The sequence below is a fragment of the Leptogranulimonas caecicola genome, from assembly GCF_023168405.1.
GTDB classification, from domain to species: domain Bacteria; phylum Actinomycetota; class Coriobacteriia; order Coriobacteriales; family Atopobiaceae; genus Leptogranulimonas; species Leptogranulimonas caecicola.
The window spans coordinates 706,091-729,793 of record NZ_AP025285.1 but is presented as its reverse complement, the minus strand read 5'-3'; the positions used below and the strand labels follow the sequence as shown (position 1 = coordinate 729,793).

Sequence of the window (23,703 nt, the reverse complement as noted above, 5' to 3'; positions counted from 1 at the left end):
GGGGAGAAGATGTCTGGGAAGCGGATGCCTTAGACAAGCTGGACCGCCCTGCGCTTTCCCACCTGGATAAAGGCGCCTTCCACCTGGGAGGGGTCAAGGTTGTAGGTCTTTGGGGCCAAGGGCTCGTCGTTCACGCGCACGCCGCCGCCGTCGATGAGGCGACGTCCCTCCCCTGCACTCTTGGCCAGGCCCACCTGGGCCAGCAGCGCAGGCAGGTAGACTTTGCCCTCGTCGTTGACGGTGAGCTCACAGGCCACTTCAGGGGCGTGGGGGCGCTGGTGCTCCTTGAAGAGGGCGTCGAAGGCCGCAGCGGCATCTTGCGCTGCCTGCGCGCCGTGGTAGAGCTCCACGATATTGGCAGCCAGCCGGCGCTTCAAGGCATAAGGGTCTGCGGTGCCCTCGGCCAGAGAGGCATCTATGGCGTCCACCTCCTCGACCGGCAGGGTGGAGGCCAGACGGTAGTAGCGGCCCAGAAGCTCGTCGGGAATGGACATGACCTTGCCGTACATGTCTGCAGGCTCATCGGTGAGGCCCACGTAATTGCCGTAGGACTTGGACATCTTCTTATGGCCGTCAGTGCCCTCCAAAAGCGGCATGGTAAGGGCCACCTGGGGCTCCATGCCGCGCTTCTCCATGAGGTCGCGGCCGGCCAGAAGGTTGAAGATCTGGTCGTTGCCGCCCATCTCCAGATCGGCGTTGATCATCACCGAGTCGTAAGCTTGAAGCACCGGGTAGATGAACTCGTGCAGGGCGATGGGCAGATGGTTTTGGTAACGGTTGGAGAAGTCCTCGCGCTCCAAGATGCGCGCCACGGTGAACTGCGACATGAGGCCCAGCATGTCTTGGAGGGTAAGCGGCTTGATCCAGTCGCCGTTGTGCACGATGGTGGTCTTCTCAGGATCCAAGATCTTCATAGCCTGCTCGACATAGGTCTTGGCATTGGCCTCCACCTGCTCCTCCGTGAGAGGCGGCCGGGTGGAATCGCGACCGGAGGGGTCGCCGATGAGCGCCGTGCCGTTGCCGATGATGAGGGTGACGTTATGGCCCAAATCCTGGAACTGGCGCATCTTGCGCAGGGGCACCGCATGGCCCAGGTGAAGGTCGGGGCTGGTAGGATCCACGCCCAGCTTGATATTGAGCGGCGTGCCCTTGGCCAGCTTCTTCTTGAGCTCTTCTTGCGGCACGATCTGCATCGCGCCAGACTCGATGACTTTCATCTGCTCCTCAACGCCGAGCATAGTCCCTCCTTAGCCGCAGCATCCCACGACATCTTGTAAAACCCCTCTTGCGGGGCAGCCTTTGCGTCTGTCCATCCTACCCCAAACGGGCCCTTCGCCCTTAAGGCAAAAGGCCCGTCTAAAAGGTCGTGCATTCTTTATGGCTGCCGAGAAACCCTTGGCTTTTCGGTTTGGCAGCCCTTCCTTACCCGAAGGTGCTGGTTAGCCGGTGATAGCCTTCATGGCTGCCAGCAGATCGCGCCCATAGAGACGATTGCTCGCCCATACCAGCCCGCCATGGCCGTCGGCGCCGTAATCCTCCAGGTAGGGTGCGATGCCGCGGTTTGCGATGACGTGGAATCGAGGATCCACGCAGGGCTGGGCAAGCGCCTCTTTGGAAGAGTAGGCCTTGAGATGCTGCGCTTGGGCCAAGAGGCCTTCTTGCACGTTGGCGAAGGTGGGAGCATTGCCGTTGGCATTGCCATCCAGGGCGCCAAGACCGCCAAAGTTGCACTGATTCGCATTGACGATGCCGCCAAACTTGAGCCAACCGGTCTCATTGCCAACCTGAGCTGCGAGCACCTCGGGGCGCACGCCTTCCTTCTCGGCTGCGTCCCAAGTTGCCTGGGCAAAGGCCTCGGGAGTCTGTGCCCCGTATTTGGCATCATTGCGGTAGATCTGCGGGTAGTTAGCCTGGATCTTTGCAGCGAAGGCCTTCACAAAGGCATCCTTGCTCATCGCAGACGCGCCCATGACCGGGGTATTGCCGGGACGGGTGTAGGTCTCCTTGCCGCCCTCATAGTAATGGACCTTCGAGCCAGAGACTGAGGAGTTGGAAGGTTGCAAAGAGGCGTTGTACCAGCCATTGATGGCCTTGCCGTCATTGTCAAACACATAGGCGGCTCCGTCGATGGTCTGGCGGCCAGTGACCATGATGCCGTTAGTGCCCAGATAGTAGCGAGCGCCGTTGATGGTTTGCCAGCCGGTGAGCATGTTCCCCTTGGAATCGTAGTAACGCCACTGGCCATTGGGCTCTTTGAACCAACCTATCCGCTGATTGGGGTCGTTCAGGAGCACGCCGGAGCTGTTGAACTCGTAGTTCTTACCGTCGATGGTCTGCTTTCCGGTGAGCATGGCTCCAGAGCCATCGAGGTAGTAGGTCTTGTTGTCGATGCGCTGCCAGCCAGTGAGCATGGCGCCGTCGGAACCCAGGAGATACCAGGCATTGCCGATCCACTGCCAACCGGTGAGCATGGCGCCGGAGCCGTTGCAGTAGTACCACTTGTTGTCCACCCAGATCCAGCCGGTCTTCATGGCGCCGTCGCCCTGGCTGCCTAGGTAATACCAGCTACCGCCAACCGCAGTCCAGCCGGTAGCCATAGCGCCGTCGCCAGCCAGCCAGTACCAGGCGCCACCCAGGTTGAGCCAGCCGGTAGCCACGCGATCGCCAGAGAGATAGAACCAGCGATCGCCCAGCTGACGCCAGCCAGAGCCAGAGATCCATGCGCCCGAGCCATTGAAGAGCGAACGTACGCCGTGGCATACCGCAGTACCGTTCTCAGCCATCGCGCCGCTATTGAGATCCAGCCAGTACCAGGTGCCGCCCAGGCTGAGCCAGCCGGTAGCCATGCGGCCAGAGCCGTTGAGCCAGTACCAGACGGAGTCCACCCGCACCCAACCGGTGCGCATACGGCCGTCATTGCCCAGGTAATACCAGCCGCCTTCATAGGCCCAGCCAGTCTTCATGGCGCCGTCGTCAGGACCGCCGTAGTAATACCAGGCGCCGTTTCGCCAGACCCAGCCAGTAACCATGGCGCCGTCGCTCGGGCCACCCAGTAAATAGTGAGCGCCGCCCAGCGCGATCTCGCCGGAGAGCATGTAACCGTCCGCGCCAAAGCGATACCACTTACCATTGATCTTTTGCCAGCAGCTGGTGGCAGCCGAGCCGTCAGAGAGGATGTACTTCCAACCCTTGGCGTCTTGGGCCCAGTGGGCCCTGCTGGGACGCACCGAGGCGGCAGGCTTCACATAGCTGTTGGGCCACTGCTTTGCGATGGCCTCGGCGTCTGCATAACCCATCTGCTTGAGCACCTCTGGGTTATTCAGAAGCCCGGCATCATGCTGGTTGGTTAAAAACCCGTGCTCAATGATAAGGCCAGTAGTACCGTCCAGGCGCGGGTAATAGTTGATGCCCATGGAGTCTGCCGCAGAGCCGTCGGGGTAAGTGCCGGTGCCCGTGTTGAACTTGTTGCCGCGATTGTAAAAGCCCATCTCCTGAAAGCGCTTGAGCAGGTCCGAGCCAAAGGCGCGGCTCTCGCGGTTGGTGAACTGGTTCCACGTAGAGAAGTTGCAACAGAGCACCTCGGAACCATTGGCTGAAGGAATGCCGTCAGCAGCATTCATATGAAAGGAGATAAGTACACGCGCATCTTTTGCCTTGGCCCGCTGCCAACGCTGAATGCGTGAAAGTGATTCCCACTTTTCTTTGACGATAAAGTTGGGGATTCCAAGTTGATCTAAGCGCTCTTTGCAATAATGGGCAACTTGCCAAGTCAAATCGCTCTCAACGAGTTCCTTGTCGAGTAAAACGTATTTGCCTGATGAAGCACCAGGGTCGTTGCCGCCATGGCCGGGGTCCAGCGCCACTGGGCCACAGGTTGCCAGAGCAGGTACAGGAGCAGCGAAAAGCACCAGTGCCGCTCCCAAAGAAAGGGCTCCCAAAAGGAGCTTCTTTATTTTCTTCACTGATATCGTCATAGGCTATCCCCCACGCTAGAATGCGTTCTCTTCTCGCACAAAATGATAACAGGCAATCTATTATAGATTCCAGAAGGAGACGTTTTTGGCCACTGGTTGCCCAACTCCCGCCTAAGCCCCTATAGGTAAAAGCGAGCTTGAGCCTAAAGGTTGCCAGCCCTCGTAACTGCCGGTTAAACAGGCGCTCTTACAGCTATTTATCACAGCGGTGACGATATTTCATAAATGAGATGAATCGAGCGCCCCATAGACCTAACGGTGCCTTCATGACCGATAATGCACAGGGACGTAAAGTAAAGGAGGACCTTTATGGGAATCAGGACCCGACGTGCCCGCAGGCACTCGAGGACCCATTTCGTTGGCTTTGGCATTGCGGGGCTTCTGGGCTTCATCGTACTCATCACCATTGCCTTGGCCTTCTCCTTAGGAACCGTGGTCGACAACTGGCTCAAAGACCTTCCAGACTTCGAGTCTGACGACGCCTACCTTGTTTCTGAGCCCACTACGGTCTTCGACTCTCAAGGCAATGTGATCGCTGAATACTATGCGGAGAACCGTCGCGCCGTCACCTTGGACGAGATCTCGCCCTATGTGGTGAAGGGCACCGTGGATACCGAGGACATTCGCTTCTACCAGCACAACGGCGTAGACCCTCAAGGCATCGCCCGCGCCGTGGTGGTGACGCTTCTAGGAGGCAGCGAAGGCGCTTCCACCATCGACCAGCAGCTGGTGCGAAACACCGTCCTCTCTGACGAGCAGTTCGACAAGACCCTGCGACGCAAGGTGCGCGAGGCCTACATCGCCACCGAGCTGGAGAAGAAGTACTCCAAGGACCAGATCCTTAACATGTACCTCAACACCATCTACTACGGCTCGGGCGCCTACGGCATCGAGGCCGCGTCGAAAACCTACTTCAACGTGAGCGCCAAAGACCTCACGTTGGCCCAGGCAGCCCTGCTCATAGGCATCCCCAACTCGCCGTCGCTCTATGACCCCACCCAGCACCCCGACGCCTCCATCGAGCGTCGCAACCTGGTGCTCAGGCGCATGAAAGAGGCCGGCGACATCTCCCAAGAGGAATACGACGAGGCGGTGAACACCCCCCTGGAGCTCAATCTGGGCACCAACGTCATGTCCAACACGGGCACCTATCCCTATTGGACCCAATACATCAAAGAGCTGCTTTCCCAGGATTTCTCCAGCGACACGGTGATGAAGGGTGGCCTCAAGGTTTACACCACCATCGATCCGGACGCCCAAAAGCAGGCAGAGGATGCGGTGAACGAGCAGCTTCAAAAGATTGGCCAGGAGGGCCTTCAGAGCTCCCTGGTGGCCATCGACCCCTCCACCGGCTACATCAAGGCCATGGTGGGCGGCAGCGACTTTTCCAAAAGCCAGGTGAACCTGGCTACCCAAGGCCTGCGCCAGCCGGGTTCCACCTTCAAGGTCTTCACCCTGGTGGCGGCCCTTCGCGAAGGCGTGAACCCCGACGTGCTGCTCAATTGCAACTCTCCCCTCACCGTTTCCTCCACTTGGAAGGTAAGAAACTATGGCGGCGTGAGCTACGGCAACATCTCGCTCGCTCGAGCCACCGAGCTCTCCTCCAACACCGGCTATGTGCAGGTGGCCCAAGCCATCGGCGGCCAAAAGATCGCCCAGGCAGCCAAAGACATGGGGGTCACCGAGGACTTGCCTGCCTACGACTCCATTACCCTGGGCACCATCCCTGTGCCCGTGGTGCAGATGGCAGAAGCCTACGCGACTCTCGCAGCCAACGGCCAGCATCGCGACGCGGTGGCCATCACCCGCATCGAGGATCGCAATGGCAACAAGGTCTACGAGCACAAGGACTCCCCCACCACCGCGGTGGACCCCTCGGTGGTCTATGCTGCCACCAAGGTGCTCCAGGGCGTCATCTCCAACTCCGGCGCCACTGCCTCCGTCATCAAAAACTACGGCATCAACCAGCCTATAGCCGGCAAGACGGGCACCACAGACCTCGCAGACAACCTCTGGTTCTGCGGGTACACGCCCCAGATCGCCGTGGCGGTATGGACCGGCTATCCCGACTCCTCCAAGACCGTGGTCATTGACGGGTCCGACGGCCACCCCTCCAACAGCTCCTGCCCCATCTGGGCCAACTTTGTGAAAGCCTACTTGGGAGACACCCCTCGACAAGAGTTTACCGAGGAAACTGCGCCCGCCTACAAACCCAACAGCTCTTGGGAGTTCTCGCGCGGCACCGCCTCGAGCTCGGGCAGCTCCAGCCGCCGCTCTCAGAGCACCCCTCAACAGCAGCAGCCACAAGAGCAGGCACCTACCCAAACCGAGCCCGAGGCCTCCCAAACCCAGCCCGAGACCCAAACGCCTGCCCCGTCCCAAGGCACAGAGGGCACAGGTGGCACAGAGGGTGGCGACACCTCAGGCGGCGCCGCTCAAGGTGGCGGCGAGGCAGGCCAAACTGCACCCACCCCTTAAACATCCCAGCACTTCGCTGGCTTTGAGTCTACGCCCACGCGCGCGACCCCTAAAGCAAAGGGCTTCTCGGCAAGGAGCGATTCCTGCCAAGAAGCCCTTTTTGCTGCCGATAAACCCGCGCCCCCAAAGGTTGAAGCAGTTAGGAGGCTTGGATGCGCGACTGCCGCTGGGAGGCCAACGCCTCCTGGATCTCTTGAAGCTGGTGCTCCACGGCGACAGGAGCGGTGCCTCCGTAGGTGGTGCGTTGGGCCACCACTTGGTCGATCTTCACTGCCTCCAGAGCCCCTTGGTCGAAGAGGGGCGAATAGCTGCGCAGCTCGTCTAAGGTGAGCTGCTGGAGGGTAAGGCCTTGCGCTACGCAGTCGGCCACCAGGCGCCCCACCACCCCGTGGGCCTCGCGGAAAGGCATGCCTTGCCCCACCAGGTAATCGGCTAGATCAGTAGCGGCCATATAGCCCTCGTGGCTGGCAGAAGCCATGGCGTCGCGCTTCACCTTCATGGTGGCGATCATGCCGCAGCAGGCGTCCACCGATCCCGCCACGGTGTCTACAGCATCAAAGAGCGGCTCCTTGTCCTCTTGAAGGTCCTTGTCGTAGGTGAGCGGCAGGCCTTTGAGCACCGTAAGCAGGCTCATGAGGTCGCCATAGACGCGGCCGGTCTTGCCGCGCACCAGCTCGCAAAAGTCGGGGTTTTTCTTTTGAGGCATGATGGAGGAGCCAGTGGAGTGGGCGTCGTCCATCTCGATGAAGCCAAACTCGGCAGAAGACCAGACGACCAGCTCCTCGCAGAGGCGCGACAGGTGCATCTGGGCCATGGAGCAGGCGTAGATGAGATCTGCGGCAAAGTCGCGGTCTGCCACTGCGTCCATAGAGTTGGGAATAGGCGCGCTCATGCCCAGCTCAGAGGCCGTTTGGAAGCGGTCCAGCGGGTAGGTGGTGCCTGCCAGCGCTGCAGCTCCCAAAGGCGACTTGTCGGCTGCAGCCGCAGCCTGCGCCATGCGCTCCATATCCCGCAAAAACATCCATCCATAGGCCAGAAGATGATGGGAGAAAAGCACTGGCTGCGCCGGCTGCAGGTGCGTGTAGCCGGGCATCACCACGCCCATCTCCTGCCGAGCCCTGGCAATGCAGGCCTCCGCCAGCGCGCCCAGGGCTTCCCAGAGCGCCCACGCCTGATCCTTGGCAAAGAGGCGAAGGTCTGTGACCGACTGGTCGTTTCTCGACCTGCCGGTATGCAGCCTGCCTCCCGCAGCGCCGATCCTGGCTGTGAGCTCCCGTTCCACCGCCATGTGCACGTCTTCGTCTTGAGCCGGGTCAAAGGCGAGTTCTCCTGCCTTGATGGCAGCGGCCACCTGGTCGAGCCCTTGAAGGATCGCATCCACGTCTTGTGCAGAAAGGATCTCTTGGGCTCCCAGCATCTTGGCATGAGCGCGCGATCCGGCGATATCGTAGGGCCACAGCCGCTGGTCAAAGCCCAACGAGGCTCCAAAGAGCTCCAGGGCGCCTTCAGGCGTTGCCGAGAAACGACCGCCCCATAAGGGCGCAGCGTTTGAGGCGGTCTCTGTCTGGCTCATAGGTCCTACTTTCTGGCATGGCGCCATCTGGGATGGCGGCGTGTATCGGCAAGGAATCTTAACGACAGATGCGCAGGCTTTTGGCCCGAGTCGCTGCACCAAAAGCCTGCGCTCCTGTGACGAGAGGTAGGGTGGGTTTTTAAGAGAAGGACTTCACCTGGGCGGGAGCCCCGGCAGCCTCGACGCTCAAGACCAGCGGGGTGTGCAGGAAGGCGTCGGTCGCATCTGCAGACTCTGCCAGCTCCTCCAGCGAGCGCTGGGCCCAGACCTTGTTGGGCAGGCCAAAGAGATCCATGAAGCCCTTGGCGGCAGTGCGGTCGTAGGTGTCGCCCTCGTCATAGGTGGCCAGACCAAAGTCGTACATGGAGTGAGCAGACTTGGTGCCAATGACCGTGCAGGAACCCTTGTAAAGGCGCAAGCGCACATCGCCGGTGACGGTCTTTTGGGTGGCCTCGAAGAAGGCGTCCAACGCGTCTTTCAAGGGGCTGTACCAAAGGCCGCTATAGACCTGCTTGGCCCACTGATGCTCCAGCTCCAGCTTGGTATTGAGCACATCGCCAGGCAAGCAGAGGCTCTCCAGGGCTTGATGGGCCTTGATAAGGGTGAGGGCGGCGGGCTGCTCGTAGCACTCGCGGCTCTTGATGCCGATGACGCGGTCTTCGATCATGTCGATGCGGCCAAAACCCGCCTCGCCGGCAATGTGGTTGAGCTTGGTGATGAGCTCCAGCATGCCCAGATTTTCGCCGTTGAGGGCGCAGGGTTTGCCGGCCTCGAAGGAGATCACAATGTCAACGGGCTGGTCGGGCGCCTCGAGGGGATCCGCAGTCATGACCCAGACGTCTGCCGGTGGCTCGTTCCAGGGATTTTCCAGCACGCCGCACTCGATGGCGCGACCCCAGACGTTCTCGTCGATGGAGTAGGGAGACTCTTTGGTGACCTCGATAAAAAGACCGTGGTCAGCACAGTACTCGATCTCCTGGGAGCGGGTGAGCAGGTCCCAGTCGCGCACCGGGCCCAAGATCTCCAGATTGGGATCGAGCGCCTTGCACTCCAGCTCGAAACGTACCTGGTCGTTGCCCTTGCCGGTGCAGCCATGGGCGATGGCCACAGCGCCCTCCTTGTGGGCGATGTCTACCATGTGCTTGCAGATCACCGGACGCGAAAGTGCGGAGAGCAAAGGGTACTTGTTCTCATAAAGCGCATTGGCCTTGATGGCGCAGGCACAGACGTCCTCAGTGAATTCCTCACGCATATCGATGGCATAGGAAGCCACCGCACCCAGCGAGATGGCCTTCTGGGCGATGGCGTCGATGTCGGAGGAACCGGGCTGGCCCAAGGCAGCAATAGCAGTCACCACCTCGTAACCTTGTTCCTGAAGCCAAGGAATCAAACAGGAGGTGTCCAAGCCGCCGGAATAGGCAAGCACTACTTTGCCCTTGGGGGCAGAGGTCTGGGCGGCAGTAGAGGCAGTAGCAGTGTGAGTCATGAGAAGCTCCTTCGCGAGATCCGAGACAATCACAAGCCTTAAATAAAGCTGTGAAAGACGACTATGTAGTTTTTGAAGTCGTTGCTTGAGGACTGCCCGCCCGTTGGGACCTACCAACGGTGCGGCCAACCCACCAGGGCGCCATACCCTAGTGCGGTTGGGGTCTGGGGCGCGGACACCCGGGATCACATCACCGGATGGCCGCTATCATCGGAAGTTGCGAAGCTTGTCTATGTGCTTCTCAAAGGCCTGAGCTGCCTCAGGGGAAGTGGCCACCACCAAAATGGTGTCATTGCCCGCCAAGGTTCCCACCACTTCTGGGAGATCTGCCGCATCGATGGCGGCAGCGATGCCAGAGGCAGTGCCTGGCTGGGCTTTCACCAGCACCAAGCTGCTGGATGCGGTCACGCCGATAACCAGCTCAGAAACCATGCGCTGAAGATGGAGGTCCTCAGCCAACACGTACACGCCCTCAGGAAGCTTGCGCAAACCCATGTCTGCAATGTCGCGAGAGACGGTAGCCTGAGTGCATACATAGCCCTCAGCCTCAAGCTCTTGGACCAGCACGCGCTGGGTACGGATGCTCTTGCTGCGCACGATCTCGCGGATCGCGTCTTGACGATCGTTGCGTCCCTTAACCAAGAGCTCCTCCTTTCCGCGCAAATCCTTTGGTGCTGGAGACCTTTCATGCATCACGATGTATGAAAGGCCCATCTCTCTCATAAGAGAAATCCGAGCGATTTAGAAAGAGTTTGGCTTGTCAAAAGAGTTTTGATGCACTTAATGGCTGTCTATTGATTGTTTCGTAACAATTGAGGCACGGCCAACGGTAGAAATCCTTCGGCCATCGGTGTTTTTATCGGCAGCAACCAGGTTCCTGAAGCCCAAGAACATGACTATTTTTTAGCCCTTGTCTAAAGAAGCTATCATGGATCTAATTGAGCTCTATTCGAACCATCGCGCTATTACGTATCGAGGGGGATTTATGAACGAGAACCAACATTTGGGAAGCGAGCGTCCGCCGCTCAGGCACACCAATTCCTCCAGATCGCGCCAACGCCGCCGCACCGGCTCCCCGCAGCTCCACGGTCGCGGGCTGCAGACCCCCAGCCAGCGTCGGCGCAACGCCAGCGGCTATCAGCTCCAGCGCCACCCCATCAACTTCGCGGGGCGCCGGGGGCGCATCAATGCCGTAGACCCTCACTTCATCGTGCTGGCCGCCGCCATCCTTATTGTGATCGTCCTTATCATCTTTTGGGTGGCCTCCTGCTCGCATCCCCAAGAAGCCGCGCCTGAGGCCCCTCAAGTCTCAGAGCAGATGCCCAACGACCTTAAAACCGGCTACTCCCAGGCCCTCGCCCGCGCCCAGCAAATCGAAGAGCTGGCTCAGCATCCAGAGAACTATCCCGAGTCCCTGCTTTCTCTTGCCCTGGCAGAGCCTGGCGCAGTCTCCTTTGTCTACAACTGGCCCACCGCCGGCAAAGACGCCGACTCCCAAGAGCCCGCCGCCTACACCGGCGACCTCACCGCAGGCACCGTCCCCGAGCTGTTTGATTGGGATCTTCAGTGGGGCTACCGCAGCTACGGCGACGGCTATATGGCCACTGCAGGTTCAGGCCCAGTAGCCGCCTCTATGGCGATCATGGCCCTTACCGGCAGCCCCGACCTCTCCCCTGCCGCCATCGCCAAGCTGGCAGCCGATGCCTCCAAGGCCACCGGGGACTCAGGCACCGATCCCTCTTTCTTTACCGAGAAGAGCTCCGACCTAGGCGTCACCATCACGCCGCTGGATATCGCCTCCGCCACCTCTGGCGAATCCTCGCAGTCTTCCGATAGCTCCAGCGCTCAGAGCGGCACGCAAGGAGCCTCTCAAGCCGGCAACCAGGTCTCTGTGCTCGCCGATGCCCTCAAAGACAACGCATACGTGGTAGCCCAGACCAGCGGCGGGGCTCTAGGCGCCACCGCCCACTGGGTGCTTTTGGCTCCCGGCGACGATGGCGCTCTCAAGGTCTACGATCCCGCCTCCACGGCCAACAGCGCCCATCAGTGGGATCCGGCGACCGTAGCCTCCGACCTCTCTAGTGCCTTCAGGTTTAGCGCCGCTGCCAAGTCCTGAGGCCAAGGGTTTCTCGGCAAGGAGGCCAACGGGCGTCCTGCCCTCTCAAGGCCTCCCGTGGCTCAGAGAGCGTTGTCTCTCATTGGATGCACAAGAGAAGGCACGCCATCTCAAAAGATGAGGTGCCTTCTTCAGTAGGGCGCGCACGGCGCCGCGGATCCCCTTAGGAGCGCGCTTAGGCCAGCAGGTTCTCCTTGGCGTCGATGGCCAGCTTGTCCTGGACGGCCTCGGCCTCTTCGCGGGTCTCGCCCACAGAGAACAGGTACGCCTTGATCTTGGGCTCGGTGCCCGAGGGGCGCACGATGACCTTGTGGCCGCCAGCGAGGCGGAACTCCAGCACGTTGGCGGAGGGCAGGATCTGGATGGGGTCCTCAGGATCCTTGTAGACGATGGGCATCTCGACGCCCGAGGCGTAGTCGGTATAGCCCTCGACGTCGTAGCCGGCGATGGTGGCAGGCTGCTGCTCGCGCAGGCCGGCCATGATGGAAGCCATCTTGTCGGCGCCAGCGGCGCCGGGGAAGGTGACGTTCACCACGCCGTTGAGGTAGAAGCCAAACTCGCGGTAGAGCTCGTCCATGGCCTCGTAGAGGTCTTTGCCCTGCTTGGCATACCAGCCGGCCATCTCGCAGATGAGCATGGAAGTGACCACGGCATCCTTGTCGCGAGCGTGGGTGCCGGCCAGATAGCCGTAGGACTCCTCGAAGCCCAGCAGGTAGCGGTCGCCCTCGCCCTTGGAGGTGAGCATGTCGATCTGGCCGCCGATGTACTTGAAGCCGGTGAGCACGCGGCGCATCTCGAAGCCGTAGTGGGCGGCCAGCGCGTCCGGCATGGAGCTGGAGACGATGGTGGAGACGGCCACCTTGCGGGCGACGTCCTCGCCAGCCTCCTGCTTGAGGCGGGTGAGCCAGTCGATAAGCAGGACGCCTACCTCGTTGCCGGAGAGCAGTTTGTAGTCGCCGTTGTGAGGCACGGCGACGCCCACGCGGTCGGCGTCGGGGTCAGTGGCCAGAAGCAGGTCGGGCTTGACCTCGTCGCAGAGCTCCAAACCCTTTTGCAGAGCCTCGCGGATCTCGGGGTTGGGATAGGGGCAGGTGGGGAAATCGCCGTTGGGCTCTTTTTGCTCAGGCACTACCACCACGTTGTCGATGCCTACGCGAGACAAAATCTTGGTGACGCACTCCAGGCCGCTTCCGTTGAGCGGGGTGTAGACCACCTTGAAGGAGCCGTCCTCGGCCACGCAGCCAGGAACAGAGACGGTCTGGATGGCGTCCAGGTAGTCCTCGATGACCTGATCGGGGATCCAGCTCACCAGGCCCTGCTCCTCGGCTTGACCAAAGTCCATGGTCTTCACGCCGTTGAAGATGTCGGTCTTGTTGATGGAATCCTGGATCTCGTCGGCAGCCTCATTGGCGATCTGGCAGCCGTCGGGACCGTAGACCTTGTAGCCGTTGTAGGGAGCGGGGTTGTGGGAGGCAGTGATGACGATGCCTGCCGAGCACTCCAGATGACGGGTGGTGAAGGAGAGCACGGGCACCGGCTCGATGCGAGGAGCCACCAAAGACTTCACGCCGTTGGCGGCGAGCACGCTGGCAGCGGCCTTCACAAACTCCTCGCCCTTGTTGCGCGAGTCGCGCATGATGGCCACGCAAGGGTTCTCGAAGTGGGCGTTCAGATAGTCTGCCAGGCCTTGGGTGGCCTGGGAGACGGTGTAGACGTTCATGCGGTTGGTGCCTACGCCCAGCACGCCGCGAAGGCCGGCGGTGCCAAACTCCAGATCGCGATAGAAGGCATCGACAATAGAATCTTCATCGTTCTTGGCCAACAGATCCTCAAGCTCGGCGATGAGCTCAGGTTCGTCGACATTCTCTTTCCAGAGCTGCGCGCGCTCCTGGATGGTCTTTTCCATGGGTATCCCTTCCTTGTGGATATGTGTGGAACCAAATCCACAGGTCCCTAAAAGAAACCTGCGTGACTCCTCTTCAGCTCATTTTAGAAGCGCGGCTGTCCCTACAACCCTGGTAGTAGGCTGAATGGAGGCCAACGCACTTTTTTAACAGAAGAATCCGCAAATATATGCACCGGGGCCATAGCAGGCCGTCGAGTCGGGCATCATGAACAGAGACGCGCATAGAAAGGCATCCCTATGGCAAAGATCAACTATTCTGACGCCCGCTTCGAGGCGGCCTTTGGCACTGCTGAACAGCTGCCAGAGGCCGCTCGTCCCGAGGTAGCCATTGTTGGGCGCTCCAACGTGGGCAAGTCGTCCCTGCTCAACCGGCTGGTAGGTCGCAAGGCGTTGGCCAAGGTAAGCGCCAAGCCCGGCAAAACGGCCACTATCAACTTCTATGATGTGGACGGCATCTATCTAGTGGATCTGCCCGGTTACGGTTATGCAGCCGTCAGCGGCTCAGAAAAGCAACGGTGGGCAGACCTCATCGCCGGCTACTTTGGCCAGGAGCGCAGCTTCAACCTGGTGATCTCTTTGATAGACATACGCCACGAGCCCTCTGCCCTCGACCGCGACATGGTGGCCTTCCTCCAAGAAGGCGACTACCCCTTGCAAATCGTGCTTACTAAAGCCGATAAGCTCAGCCGCTCGCAACAGGGGCGCCAAAGGTCCTTGATCGCCAAGGAGCTGGGGATGGAGCCGTCGGATCTTTTGGTGAGCTCCTCTGCCACCGGCGCCGGCATTGACGAGATCAAAGCCGCCATCGCAAAGGCAACGCTCTAACGGCTTTGGGTACCAAGTCATCACGCTCCCCTGCCACGCCCAGAGGCATGGCCAAGAGAGCGGTTTTAACCAGGCGATACCAAGGAGGATCTATGAACATCGCCACCAGCGTAAGCGCAGCCATTGGAGATACCCCGCTGGTAGACCTGTCGCTGCTTTGCGAAGGCAGGGCCACCATCTTGGGCAAGCTCGAAGCCAAAAACCCTGGCGGCTCTGCAAAAGACCGCATAGCCCGCGCCATGGTCGACGCCGCAGAGCTGGACGGCACGCTCAAGCCCGGAGGCACCATCATCGAGCCCACCAGCGGCAACACCGGCGTGGGGCTGGCCATGATCGCTGCCGAGCGCGGCTATTCCATGATCTTGGTGATGCCTGAGACCATGAGCGTCGAGCGCCGCAAGCTTGCGGCGGCCTATGGTGCGAAAATCGTGCTCACCCCGGGCCCCGAAGGTATGGCAGGCTCGGTGGACAAGGCCGCTCAGTTGGAGAAAGAGATCGAGGGAGCCAAGGTCATGGGCCAGTTCTCTAATCCCGAGAACCCTCTGGCCCACTACCGCACCACTGGCCCTGAGATCTGGCATGACACCGATGGCGGCGTGGATGCCATCGTGGCCGGTGTAGGCACCGGCGGCACCATCTCTGGCACCGCACGCTTCCTCAAAGAGATGAAGCCCTCCGTCTATTCGGTTGCCGTGGAGCCTGCCGAGTCTCAGGTGCTTGTCGGAAAGCCCGCCGGGCCCCACAAGATCCAAGGCATCGGCGCCAACTTCATCCCTGACAACTACGACGCTTCGGTGGTAGACGAGGTTGTGCCTGTCACCTCTGACGACGCCATCGCCGCCAAAGTGCGCCTCTCAGAAGAGCTGGGGCTTTTTGTGGGCATCTCCTCGGGCGCTGCGGTGGCAGCCGCCTTGGCGCTGGCTTCTCGCCCTGACTTTGAGGGAGCCGTCATCGTCGCCGTGCTGCCGGATACCGGCGAGCGCTATCTCTCGGTAGAGCTCTAACCGCCAAGGAGCACAAGATAACTGAGGCCTGCTGGGCCAATGGTATGAATTAGCAGACATAGGCGCCTGAGACCGTTAGGATGGTGTCTGTGTCTGCTTGAAAAAGGAAGAAAGGCGGCTATATGCGTTTTTACGCTACCTGCCCCACGGGTCTTGAGCACCTCTTGGCTTCAGAGCTTGAATCCCTTGGCGCTTCTCGAGTGCGCCCCCTTATGGGCCAGGTTTCTTTCGAGGGACCCCTGCGCGACGCCTATACCGCCTGCATGTGGAGCCGCATGGCCAGCACCATCGTAGCCGTTATCGAGCAGGCCCCCATCTCTGGCCCAGAAGACCTCTACCAAGTAGCTTCTGCCATACCTTGGGAGGAGCACTTGGCCCCCTCCTCCACTTTTGCCGTCTTTTCCACTGGCGAATCGGCGGGGCTCGACAACACCCGCTATGTGTCCCAGCGTGTGAAGGACGCTATCGTCGACCGCATGTTGGCGATGCGCGGCGTGCGTCCCAATGTGGACACCCAGCGCCCTGACCTTCGTATTCGCGTGCGCTTGCGCGAGGGGCACCTCTCCGTTGGCATCGACCTTTCTGGCGCCGCGCTGTTCCAGCGCGGTTATGAGCGCGCCGAGCGCAGAGCCACCATCCCCGCGCTAAGGGCAGACTATGCCGCTGCCATGCTCTGGACCTCCGGCTGGCAGCACATGGTAAGCGAAGACGTCGTCCCTTCTCTAGCTGTGGCCTTTGCGGGCAACGGGTCGCTGGTGGCAGAAGCCGCTCAGGTCGCCTTGGATCGTGCCCCCGGCCTCCTGCGTGTGACCTGGGGGTTCACCCATTGGCTCAAGCATGCCGCCCGCACCTGGACGCTCATCTGCAAAGAGGCTGAGCACCGGGCAGACCAGGGCAAAGACCGCCCCTTGATCCTTTGTGCTACCGACAGCCGCGATGGCTATGCCACCGCCGTGCGCTCTATCCTGCGCGCCGCCGGCATCGACCGGGAACCGGAGTTCTTCTCGGTAAAAGAAGTGATGCACTTGGGTGAGCGTTTGAGCGAGAACCGCCTGGCAGTAGCAGACCTCTCCTGGCTCCATGCCGATGAGGCGCCCAGGGAAGCCGAGGCGTTCTCTTGCTTGGCCTCGCTTTTCTCGGGACTGCCCGAGATTTGCCCTGCCGCCTGCCTCACCCGCGACGCCGCTCTGGATGCCCTCCTGGGCACGGAGCCCCAAGAGACCCTGGAGCTCAAGCTGGGCAAAGGCGACGCCACCCTGCGCGCCTACGACAATGTGGCCTTAGAGCCGGCGGCCACGGTCACTCTGGCAGGGGGCGATCAGATCCCCGTGCTGGTGCCCGCCACCGACCAGTTTGCCGCCCGCCTGGAGAAGGTGGCCAAAGCGCGCAAGTCCTGGGCCCAGGAAGAAGACGTGACCTGCTACCGGGTCTACGACCAGGACCTGCCGGACTACAACGTGGCACTGGACCTGTTCCAGGGAGCCCCTCAAACGCCCGGCCGTTGGCTGGTGGTGCAAGAGTATGCCGCTCCCAAAGAGATCGATGCCGAGAAGGTCCGCCGCCGCTTGATCGACGTGCTTACGGTGGCCCCAAGAGTTGTGGGAGTCCGAGGCCGGGACGTGGCGCTGCGCGTGCGCCAGCATTCCAAGGGAGGCTCGCAGTATGCGGCCCCTGAAGACATCACCCGCTCCATCCGCTCCCAGGAACTCTTGGCGAAGTCCAAAGCACCGGGTGCACGGGTGCGCAAGCCTAAGCTTCGCAGGGTGGCCGGAGCTCCGCTTGCCCCCGGCGCCAAGCTGGTGGAGGAAGGCGGCCTGCTCTTTGAGATCAACCTGGTAGATCGCTTGGATTGCGGCCTGTTCCTGGATCACCGCCTGGTGCGCGCAGAGATCCGCGAGATGGCCAAGGCCATGCAGGGCTCCAAGCGCTTCCTGAACCTCTTCGCCTATACCGGCACCGGCACCGTCTATGCAGCCGATGGTGGTGCTGGCTACACCACCACCGTAGACCTGTCCTATACCTATTTGGACTGGGCGCAGCGCAATATGGAGCGCAACGGCTTTGTGGGAGAGAACCACGAGTACATCAAGGCAGACGTGTTGCGCTGGGTGGACGAGCAGCGGCGCACCAAAAACCGCTGGGACCTCATCTACTGCGATCCCCCCACCTTCTCCAACTCCTCCTCTATGGGATCACGCACCTTCGATGTGCAGGCAGACCATGCCGAGCTGCTCATAGGCATCTCCCGCCTGCTCACCCGCGACGGCGTGTGTCTGTTCTCCTGCAACCTGAGAAACTTCACTCCTGATGTGGAGGCCTTAAGCCGCGCAGGCGTCGAGATCCAAGACGTCACCCAAGGCACCATCCCTCAAGACTTCGAGCGAAACGCCAAGATCCACCACGTCTATCTGGTGCGCCGCACGCCGATCTCAGAGGAGGAGCTTGCCGAGCTCAAGGCCAGGCGCGCCAAAGAGGCTGCTGCACGCGGGCGCACAACGCCTTCGCACTCCGGCCGAGGCAGACGAGGCAATGGCGCCACCCAGGGCAAGCGCCCCTATGGGAAGGACAGCTCTTCTCGGCAACCAAGAGGCCAGAGGCTCCATGGCGCCCCTGGCCCTCGCAGAGGGGGCAGGCCTACGGGAAGCGGCCCGCAAGGCCAAAACCGCAAGGGCCAAGGCCGTCAGGGAGGCAATCGCCATTAAGCACCGAACTTGGGGTCTGGATACCTTGGGCTTGCGCACGGCCGCCCAGATAACCGCAGCTTGCTTAGGCGTTGCAAAACAGCAAAATGCGCGATCTCTCATAGGGAGACCGCGCATTTTGCTTGAGCGACTATTTGCCGAGAAACCCTAGTCGTCCAGCGCGCGCGTGCATTTGCCGTAGAACGCTTTGAGGTCGGCGGCCAAGAGGGCGGGCACCTTGTCGTCGGCATAGGTCATGTGGCCCGTCTCATAGACGCGATACTGGATCTGCGCCTTGAGCTCGGGCGGCAAGAAGAGTTTGGCCATGTCGTGGCGCACGTTCCAGAAGGGTGTCGCTGCATCGAAATAGCCGCCAATGAAAAGGATACGAGCTCGGGGATTGCGTCGCAGGGCGCAAGAGATGTCAAAGGACCCGTCGGGCACGGTGGGCATCCCCTGGGTGCCTGGCGCCTGATGAGCCCAGTTCCATGCCTGGTTCACCTTGAAGTTGAGGGCGTTGTAGTTGGGGTCCACCTCATAGCCTGTCTCTTGGACCAAGCGTAGATAGGCCGAGACGTAAGGGGAATTGATGGCGTCCATAGAGGGGTCTTCGCCCGAGAAAAACTCGCTGTTCCCTTGGACGGGCTTATAGGCAAAGGAGGTATAGCGCATGTCGTAGCGCCCGATAAACTTGCCCTCGGATTCCAAGAGATGGGCCCTGAAGTCATCGAGCTCGATACGAAGGCCGCGGCTCTTGATAAAGTCAGGGCTCAGGCCAATGAGCCGGCTCATCTCTTGGGCCACATCGTTAAACGTCTCTGTCGAGAGATTGTCCCCCTGGGTGATGGCGCTCGCCAACGTGGTATCTGCAAAGCTTTGAGCCTTGTCCCACCACTCAGAGACGGCGCTTTGCGTTCCCGCCTTGCCAAAGTGACACGCAGCAGCCGCATAGAGGGGAAGCATGCCCAAGTAATAGTCGTCGTTGCCAGAAAGCGTGGGGGCGAAGTCCAGGATGGAGGACTGCTCGACGACGCCGGTGACAGAGACGCCTCGCTCCCCCAGCAGCCTGAAGACCAGGGCATTGCGCAACGTGCCATAGGACTCACCGTAGAGGAAGAGCGGCGAATTGTAGCGATGGTGCTTTTGGACCCACGCAGCCACTCCCGAGGCGCAGGCGCTGGCGTCGCCATCGACGCCCCAGACCGTCTTGGCGTCGAAAGAAGGGTCCATCTTAGAGAGGCCGCATCCAAAGGCGTCGATGAACACCAGGTCGGATTCCTGGAGCAACGTGTAGGGATTGTCCCTGTACACGCTGGGATTGCTCAGATGATCCGTGCCGCGCACAGGCACATAGTGGGGACCCAGGCCGCCGATATTGATCATGTCTGAGGAAGCGCCGGGGCCGCCGTTCCAAAGAAAGGTCACAGGCCGGTCATCGGTGCCGTCTTGAGCCAGATAGCTGATCATGAACATCGTGCCTATGAGCGCCCCAGTCTCGTAATGATGGATGGGCAGCAGCTCAGCGGTGGCCCTATAGCTTATGCGCTGCCCATTGGCGCCGTGCCACACCAGCTCTTTTGAAGAGGAGTCAGGGACTGACGCGGGCGCAGGGGGCGCAGGGGCTTGAGGAATGGTGGACGTGTCTGCCATAGGGCCTCCTTGGATGCGGGCCGCACTGCCAGGACAGCTGTGCGGCGTATATAACCTCAAAGATCAAGGGTCTCCTATTGAGAGTACTCTGATTTAAGCCCTTGAGGCAGCCGAGAAAATCCCTGTGCCATTGCGTGCTCTTTTGCATGCTTGGGAATAGACTCAAAAGCGCCTTGCACCTAGGGCTTCTTCTCTTACAGATGCGTTTTGCTCCTTCGCTTTTTTAGGGGAATTCCTCAACGTGCAGCCACGCTCTTGAGGGTCTTCGAGCTTCTTGAGAGCACATGGTTTATAAAAGAGGCGTATCATCGCTAGGTTCTTGAGCACTATCCGTTTTACGTGGGTTTTTCACCCCTACGAGGAGGCATCTTTTGGCATCCACAGTTCCGGCCGTCGCCAAGAAGGCGGGCCACGGGGCAATCCCCTTCTCTCTTGGCATGTCCCTTGTAACCCTGGGCGTGGTCTACGGTGACATTGGCACCAGCCCTCTCTACGTTATGAAAGCCATTGTCGAGGGCAACGGCGGCCTTGAAAGCGTCTCCCAAGACATGATCATTGGCGCCGTCTCCCTCATCATTTGGACCGTGATGCTCATCACCACAGTCAAATATGTGCTTATCGCCATGCGCGCAGACAACCACAACGAAGGCGGCATCTTCGCCCTCTACTCGCTGGTGCGCTCCTGCGCCAAGTGGCTCATCCTGCCCGCTATGATTGGCGGCGCTGCTCTTTTGGCAGACGGCATCTTGACCCCCGCAGTCACGGTCACCACCGCCGTCGAAGGCCTTCGCACCATCGAGGCCGGCCATGCGTTTTTGGGCGACACTCCTACGCTCGTCGTGCTCATCACCGTCGTGATCTTGTGCGGATTGTTCTTGCTCCAACGTGCGGGCACCAACTCCATCGGCAAGCTCTTTGGCCCCCTTATGTGCATCTGGTTCTTATTCCTGGCCATCATGGGCGTAGTGAACCTGGCCGGCAATTGGGACATGCTTCGCGCCTTGAACCCCTTGCGCGGCATCATGTTCCTCTTTGGGCCCCTTAATAAGGCGGGCTTTGCGGTGTTGGGCTTCGTTTTTCTGGCTACCACCGGTGCTGAGGCCCTTTACTCTGACATGGGCCATGTAGGCCGAGTCAACATCTACGCTTCCTGGCCTTTCGTGGTAACCTGCCTTTTCCTCAACTATCTGGGCCAAGGCGCTTGGATCATCGCCAACTCCGGTAACGCCCAGCTGGCTTCCCTGGAGGGCCTGAATCCTTTCTTTGAGATGATGCCTGTAGACCTTCGCGCTTTTGCCGTGGTGCTTTCGGCAGTGGCCGGCCTTATCGCCAGCCAGGCGCTCATCACAGGCTCGTTCACCCTGGTCTCTGAGGCCACCCGCTTGAACCTGTTGCCCCACCTAAGGGTCACCTACCCCTCTCAAACCAAGGGCCAGCTCTATATCCCCATGGTGAACACCGTCATGTGGATAGGCTGCATTGGCGTGGTTTTGCTGTTCAAGACCTCCTACGCCATGGAGGCCGCCTACGGCCTGGCCATCACCATCACCATGCTCATGACCACCTTGCTGCTCACGGTCTATCTCTCTCAGGTGCGCCGTCACACCGCGCTGGCAGTGGTTTTTGCCGCCTTCTTCCTCGCTCTGGAAGGCGCATTCTTCCTATCCTCTCTGGCCAAGTTCCTCCATGGCGGCTATGTCACCATCCTTATGGCGGCCGTCATCTTCTACATCATGTATGTCTGGCGCCGCGGCTCGGCCATCGAGCGCTCCCAATCGGTTTATCTGCCGGTCAGCCGCTATATCCCACAGCTGGAGCGCCTTACCGCAGATGAGCACATCCCCATGTTGGCAGACAACGTGGTGTTTCTCACCAACGACGCCACCCCGGACATGTTGGACCGCGACATCCTCTACTCCATTTTGGACAAGCGCCCCAAGCGTGCCCGCTGCTACTTCTTCCTCACGGTGCGCGTGACCGACGAGCCCTACACCCACGCCTACACCGTCAATAACTTTGGCACCGACTTCATCTTCAAAGTCACCCTGCACCTGGGCTTCAAGATGAACCAGCGCGTGAACACCTACCTGCGCCAGGTTATTGGCGACCTGGTAGACACCGGAGAGATGGCTCCCCAGCCCATCAACTATTCCATCTACCGCGACCCCGGCAAGGTGGGCGACTTCCGCTTCGTGATGTTGCGCAAGCTCCTCACCCCCGAGACCGAGCTCTCCGGCAACGACCGCACCGTCATGAGCGTAAAATACGCCATTCGCCGCATCTGCGGCAACGCTGCCCAGTGGTACGGTCTGGCCACCTCCGGCGTCCTCTTCGAGTATGTGCCGCTCTTTAGTCGCGCCACACCGGCCCCTGTGCTGGAGCGCGTGCCCTTGGGCCTGAGCGAGCCTGAGATCGACGAGGAGTCAGACGAAGACGATGTGCTCTCTGCCGATCTGGCAGACGAGATGGCTGATACCCTGGCAGAGATCGAGGCCAACGTCATTGGCGGCAACGAGAGCTCCGACCGCACCGGCTGCCACCCCAAGATCATCTTCGATGCTCAGGGCAAGCCGGTGGGTATCGAAAAGCCTAAGCCCGGCGCCGAGAAGCCCGCCCATCCCAATGACCCGGACGAGCGCTAACTAGAACCATTGGGCACCCCACGCCTCTTGCGTCTCCTGTCGCCCTCCCGGCGACAGGAGACGTTTTTATGCAGGGGCAGCGACACCTCTATCACAAAGGTCGAGCGCTCAGGGGCGGTGGCCACAATGGTCCCCCCTGCCGCCCCTACGAGAGCCTTTGCCATGGCAAGCCCAATGCCATGGCCTCCCGTCTCTGAGGCGCGGGATTCACCGGTCCGATAAAAGCGGTCGAACAGAGCGGGAAGTTGGGCAGGATCCAGAGGTTCGCAGGTGGCGTTGGACACGCGAAGCTCTGCCGATTTCCCATCCTTGGAGGCCGCTAGACCCACCTGCACAGATGCGGCTTCCGGCGAGTACTTAAAGGCGTTATCCAAAAGGATTCCCACCAGGCTTCCCATCTCTGGAGCGCTGCCTGAGCCCACAAGGCCAGGGGCCACCTCGACTATCAGCTCTTTGGATTGCTGGGCCGCCACCGCTTCGTAGGGTGCGATCGCCTCTTGTACCACTGCAGAAAGATCCACTGAGCCGGTTTTCGCCTGGGCATGAGCCTCTTCCAGACGGGCGAGCGCCACCAGATCATCGGTGAGCGATTCCATGCGTCGCACCTGGGACTTTATGTCACCGATGCTCTCTGGGTCACCCTCCCCCTCCAACTCCAACAGGTCAGCGTTGGCCAAGATGATGGATAGAGGCGTCCTAAGCTCATGGCTTGCATCGGTGATGAAACGGCGCTGCTTTCGCTGCGCTTCTACCAAAGGCCGCACCAGCTGTTTCGAAGCCAGCACAATGATGAGGCTTGCCACTCCATAGCCCGCCGCCGCCATGGCCACCGAGGTGGCCACCGACCGCCAAGACTGATCCAACTGCCGCCTGCAGTCTAGGAAGGTGACGCGCTCGCCTTTAGGATCTGCCGAGAAAAGATAGCGATAGGCGCCGGAAAAGCCATAGGTCCCCAAAGCCTGGGGGCTTTGAGTCCCCTCAGAAGCACCCGCCTTTGGGAGCTGGGGTTTCTCGGCAGCCTGAGCGACCACTGCATCGGCGAGGGCGACAGCTCCGGATTTGTCCACCGAGGCGATATGGGACACGTCGGCGGCAACCGCCTGGCCTGCATCGTCATAGAAGACAGAGAAGTAGCGGGACTCGTAGGGCAGCTCCGGCGAGTAGGGAGGCTGGCGGGGCCTTTATCGGCAGGGAGTGCCTCCCGGGTAGGGGCCGCGAGCTCAGGGAAGGTGCCCTGGTTTTGGGCCAACGTGGCCAGAAGGGTGCCAGCCTCGGCGAGGATGGCCTGGTAGTTGAGCAGATTCATGGCCAAAAGGATGGCTGCAAGCAGGAAAAGCTGGGTGGCCATGGCGAGGCCTATGAAGCGTC

The 23,703-nt window shown here is 60.6% G+C and carries 14 protein-coding genes; 6 read left to right on the top strand and 8 right to left on the bottom strand.

The genetic code is table 11. From position 1 onward, the window contains the following. Nucleotides 1-29: 29 nt before the first annotated feature. Together tyrS and OR601_RS03230 are read right to left on the bottom strand one after the other, a co-directional pair. On the bottom strand, nucleotides 30-1,238 hold the full coding sequence (gene tyrS, locus OR601_RS03235; protein WP_265592185.1) for a tyrosine--tRNA ligase: 1,209 nt from the start codon (nucleotides 1,236-1,238) through the stop codon (nucleotides 30-32). Nucleotides 1,239-1,439: 201 nt separating this feature from the next. Continuing rightward, on the bottom strand, nucleotides 1,440-3,974 hold the full coding sequence (locus OR601_RS03230; RefSeq protein WP_265592184.1) for an N-acetylmuramoyl-L-alanine amidase: 2,535 nt from the start codon (nucleotides 3,972-3,974) through the stop codon (nucleotides 1,440-1,442). A 309-nt stretch (nucleotides 3,975-4,283) separates the two neighbouring features. Between OR601_RS03230 and OR601_RS03225 the strand changes: the two genes are divergently transcribed. Next, a complete protein-coding gene (locus tag OR601_RS03225) occupies nucleotides 4,284-6,452 on the top strand; it encodes a transglycosylase domain-containing protein (protein ID WP_265592183.1) in 2,169 nt (722 codons plus the stop codon). A 139-nt stretch (nucleotides 6,453-6,591) separates the two neighbouring features. Here OR601_RS03225 and argH read toward each other — a convergent pair whose 3' ends face one another. From argH to OR601_RS03210, 3 genes are all read right to left on the bottom strand, one after another. Further along, the gene (gene argH, locus OR601_RS03220; protein WP_265592182.1) at nucleotides 6,592-8,025 is read right to left on the bottom strand and encodes an argininosuccinate lyase; all 1,434 of its coding nucleotides are present in this window, start codon (nucleotides 8,023-8,025) and stop codon (nucleotides 6,592-6,594) included. A 139-nt stretch (nucleotides 8,026-8,164) separates the two neighbouring features. Then, nucleotides 8,165-9,511 carry an argininosuccinate synthase gene (locus tag OR601_RS03215; RefSeq protein ID WP_265592181.1) on the bottom strand — a complete coding sequence of 449 codons (1,347 nt, stop codon included), beginning with the start codon at nucleotides 9,509-9,511 and terminating at the stop codon, nucleotides 8,165-8,167. Nucleotides 9,512-9,718: 207 nt separating this feature from the next. Continuing rightward, on the bottom strand, nucleotides 9,719-10,153 hold the full coding sequence (locus tag OR601_RS03210; protein WP_265592180.1) for an arginine repressor: 435 nt from the start codon (nucleotides 10,151-10,153) through the stop codon (nucleotides 9,719-9,721). A gap of 343 nt (nucleotides 10,154-10,496) precedes the next feature. Here OR601_RS03210 and OR601_RS03205 point away from each other — a divergent pair, with 343 nt between their 5' ends. Then, nucleotides 10,497-11,627: a hypothetical protein gene (locus OR601_RS03205; RefSeq protein WP_265592179.1), complete on the top strand. Its 1,131-nt coding sequence runs from the start codon at nucleotides 10,497-10,499 to the stop codon at nucleotides 11,625-11,627. 175 nt (nucleotides 11,628-11,802) lie between these two features. On the opposite strand, the gene OR601_RS03200 is transcribed toward OR601_RS03205, so the two are convergent. After that, nucleotides 11,803-13,533 (bottom strand): phospho-sugar mutase, encoded by a 1,731-nt coding sequence (locus tag OR601_RS03200; protein WP_265592178.1) that lies wholly within the window; start codon nucleotides 13,531-13,533, stop codon nucleotides 11,803-11,805. A gap of 237 nt (nucleotides 13,534-13,770) precedes the next feature. Between OR601_RS03200 and yihA the strand changes: the two genes are divergently transcribed. The 3 genes from yihA to rlmKL all read left to right on the top strand — a co-directional run bounded on the left by yihA (nucleotide 13,771) and on the right by rlmKL (nucleotide 18,064). Further along, nucleotides 13,771-14,358 carry a ribosome biogenesis GTP-binding protein YihA/YsxC gene (gene yihA / locus OR601_RS03195; protein WP_265592177.1) on the top strand — a complete coding sequence of 196 codons (588 nt, stop codon included), beginning with the start codon at nucleotides 13,771-13,773 and terminating at the stop codon, nucleotides 14,356-14,358. 92 nt (nucleotides 14,359-14,450) lie between these two features. After that, on the top strand, nucleotides 14,451-15,362 hold the full coding sequence (cysK, locus tag OR601_RS03190; protein ID WP_265592176.1) for a cysteine synthase A: 912 nt from the start codon (nucleotides 14,451-14,453) through the stop codon (nucleotides 15,360-15,362). A 122-nt stretch (nucleotides 15,363-15,484) separates the two neighbouring features. Then, nucleotides 15,485-18,064, top strand: a complete 2,580-nt coding sequence (rlmKL, locus tag OR601_RS03185) for a bifunctional 23S rRNA (guanine(2069)-N(7))-methyltransferase RlmK/23S rRNA (guanine(2445)-N(2))-methyltransferase RlmL (protein WP_265592175.1) — start codon at nucleotides 15,485-15,487, stop codon at nucleotides 18,062-18,064. A 147-nt stretch (nucleotides 18,065-18,211) separates the two neighbouring features. Here the strand turns inward: rlmKL and OR601_RS03180 are convergent, their stop codons facing one another. Further along, a complete protein-coding gene (locus OR601_RS03180) occupies nucleotides 18,212-19,693 on the bottom strand; it encodes a S10 family peptidase (protein ID WP_265592174.1) in 1,482 nt (493 codons plus the stop codon). Nucleotides 19,694-20,064: 371 nt separating this feature from the next. Here OR601_RS03180 and OR601_RS03175 point away from each other — a divergent pair, with 371 nt between their 5' ends. Then, nucleotides 20,065-22,335 (top strand): KUP/HAK/KT family potassium transporter, encoded by a 2,271-nt coding sequence (locus OR601_RS03175; protein ID WP_323373084.1) that lies wholly within the window; start codon nucleotides 20,065-20,067, stop codon nucleotides 22,333-22,335. Here the strand turns inward: OR601_RS03175 and OR601_RS03170 are convergent. Next, nucleotides 22,332-23,420 carry a sensor histidine kinase gene (locus OR601_RS03170; RefSeq protein ID WP_265592173.1) on the bottom strand — a complete coding sequence of 363 codons (1,089 nt, stop codon included), beginning with the start codon at nucleotides 23,418-23,420 and terminating at the stop codon, nucleotides 22,332-22,334. The two genes, OR601_RS03175 and OR601_RS03170, sit on opposite strands and share 4 nt — an antisense overlap. Nucleotides 23,421-23,703: the final 283 nt, after the last annotated feature.

Coding starts and splice junctions, on each gene's coding strand:
- OR601_RS03205 (WP_265592179.1), top strand. CDS start 10,497: ATGAACGAGAACCAACATTTGGGAAGCGAGCGTCCGCCGCTCAGGCAC.
- OR601_RS03225 (WP_265592183.1), top strand. CDS start 4,284: ATGGGAATCAGGACCCGACGTGCCCGCAGGCACTCGAGGACCCATTTC.
- OR601_RS03180 (WP_265592174.1), bottom strand. CDS start 19,693: ATGGCAGACACGTCCACCATTCCTCAAGCCCCTGCGCCCCCTGCGCCC.
- argH (WP_265592182.1), bottom strand. CDS start 8,025: ATGAGCCAGACAGAGACCGCCTCAAACGCTGCGCCCTTATGGGGCGGT.
- OR601_RS03215 (WP_265592181.1), bottom strand. CDS start 9,511: ATGACTCACACTGCTACTGCCTCTACTGCCGCCCAGACCTCTGCCCCC.
- yihA (WP_265592177.1), top strand. CDS start 13,771: ATGGCAAAGATCAACTATTCTGACGCCCGCTTCGAGGCGGCCTTTGGC.
- rlmKL (WP_265592175.1), top strand. CDS start 15,485: ATGCGTTTTTACGCTACCTGCCCCACGGGTCTTGAGCACCTCTTGGCT.
- cysK (WP_265592176.1), top strand. CDS start 14,451: ATGAACATCGCCACCAGCGTAAGCGCAGCCATTGGAGATACCCCGCTG.
- OR601_RS03230 (WP_265592184.1), bottom strand. CDS start 3,974: ATGACGATATCAGTGAAGAAAATAAAGAAGCTCCTTTTGGGAGCCCTT.
- OR601_RS03200 (WP_265592178.1), bottom strand. CDS start 13,533: ATGGAAAAGACCATCCAGGAGCGCGCGCAGCTCTGGAAAGAGAATGTC.
- tyrS (WP_265592185.1), bottom strand. CDS start 1,238: ATGCTCGGCGTTGAGGAGCAGATGAAAGTCATCGAGTCTGGCGCGATG.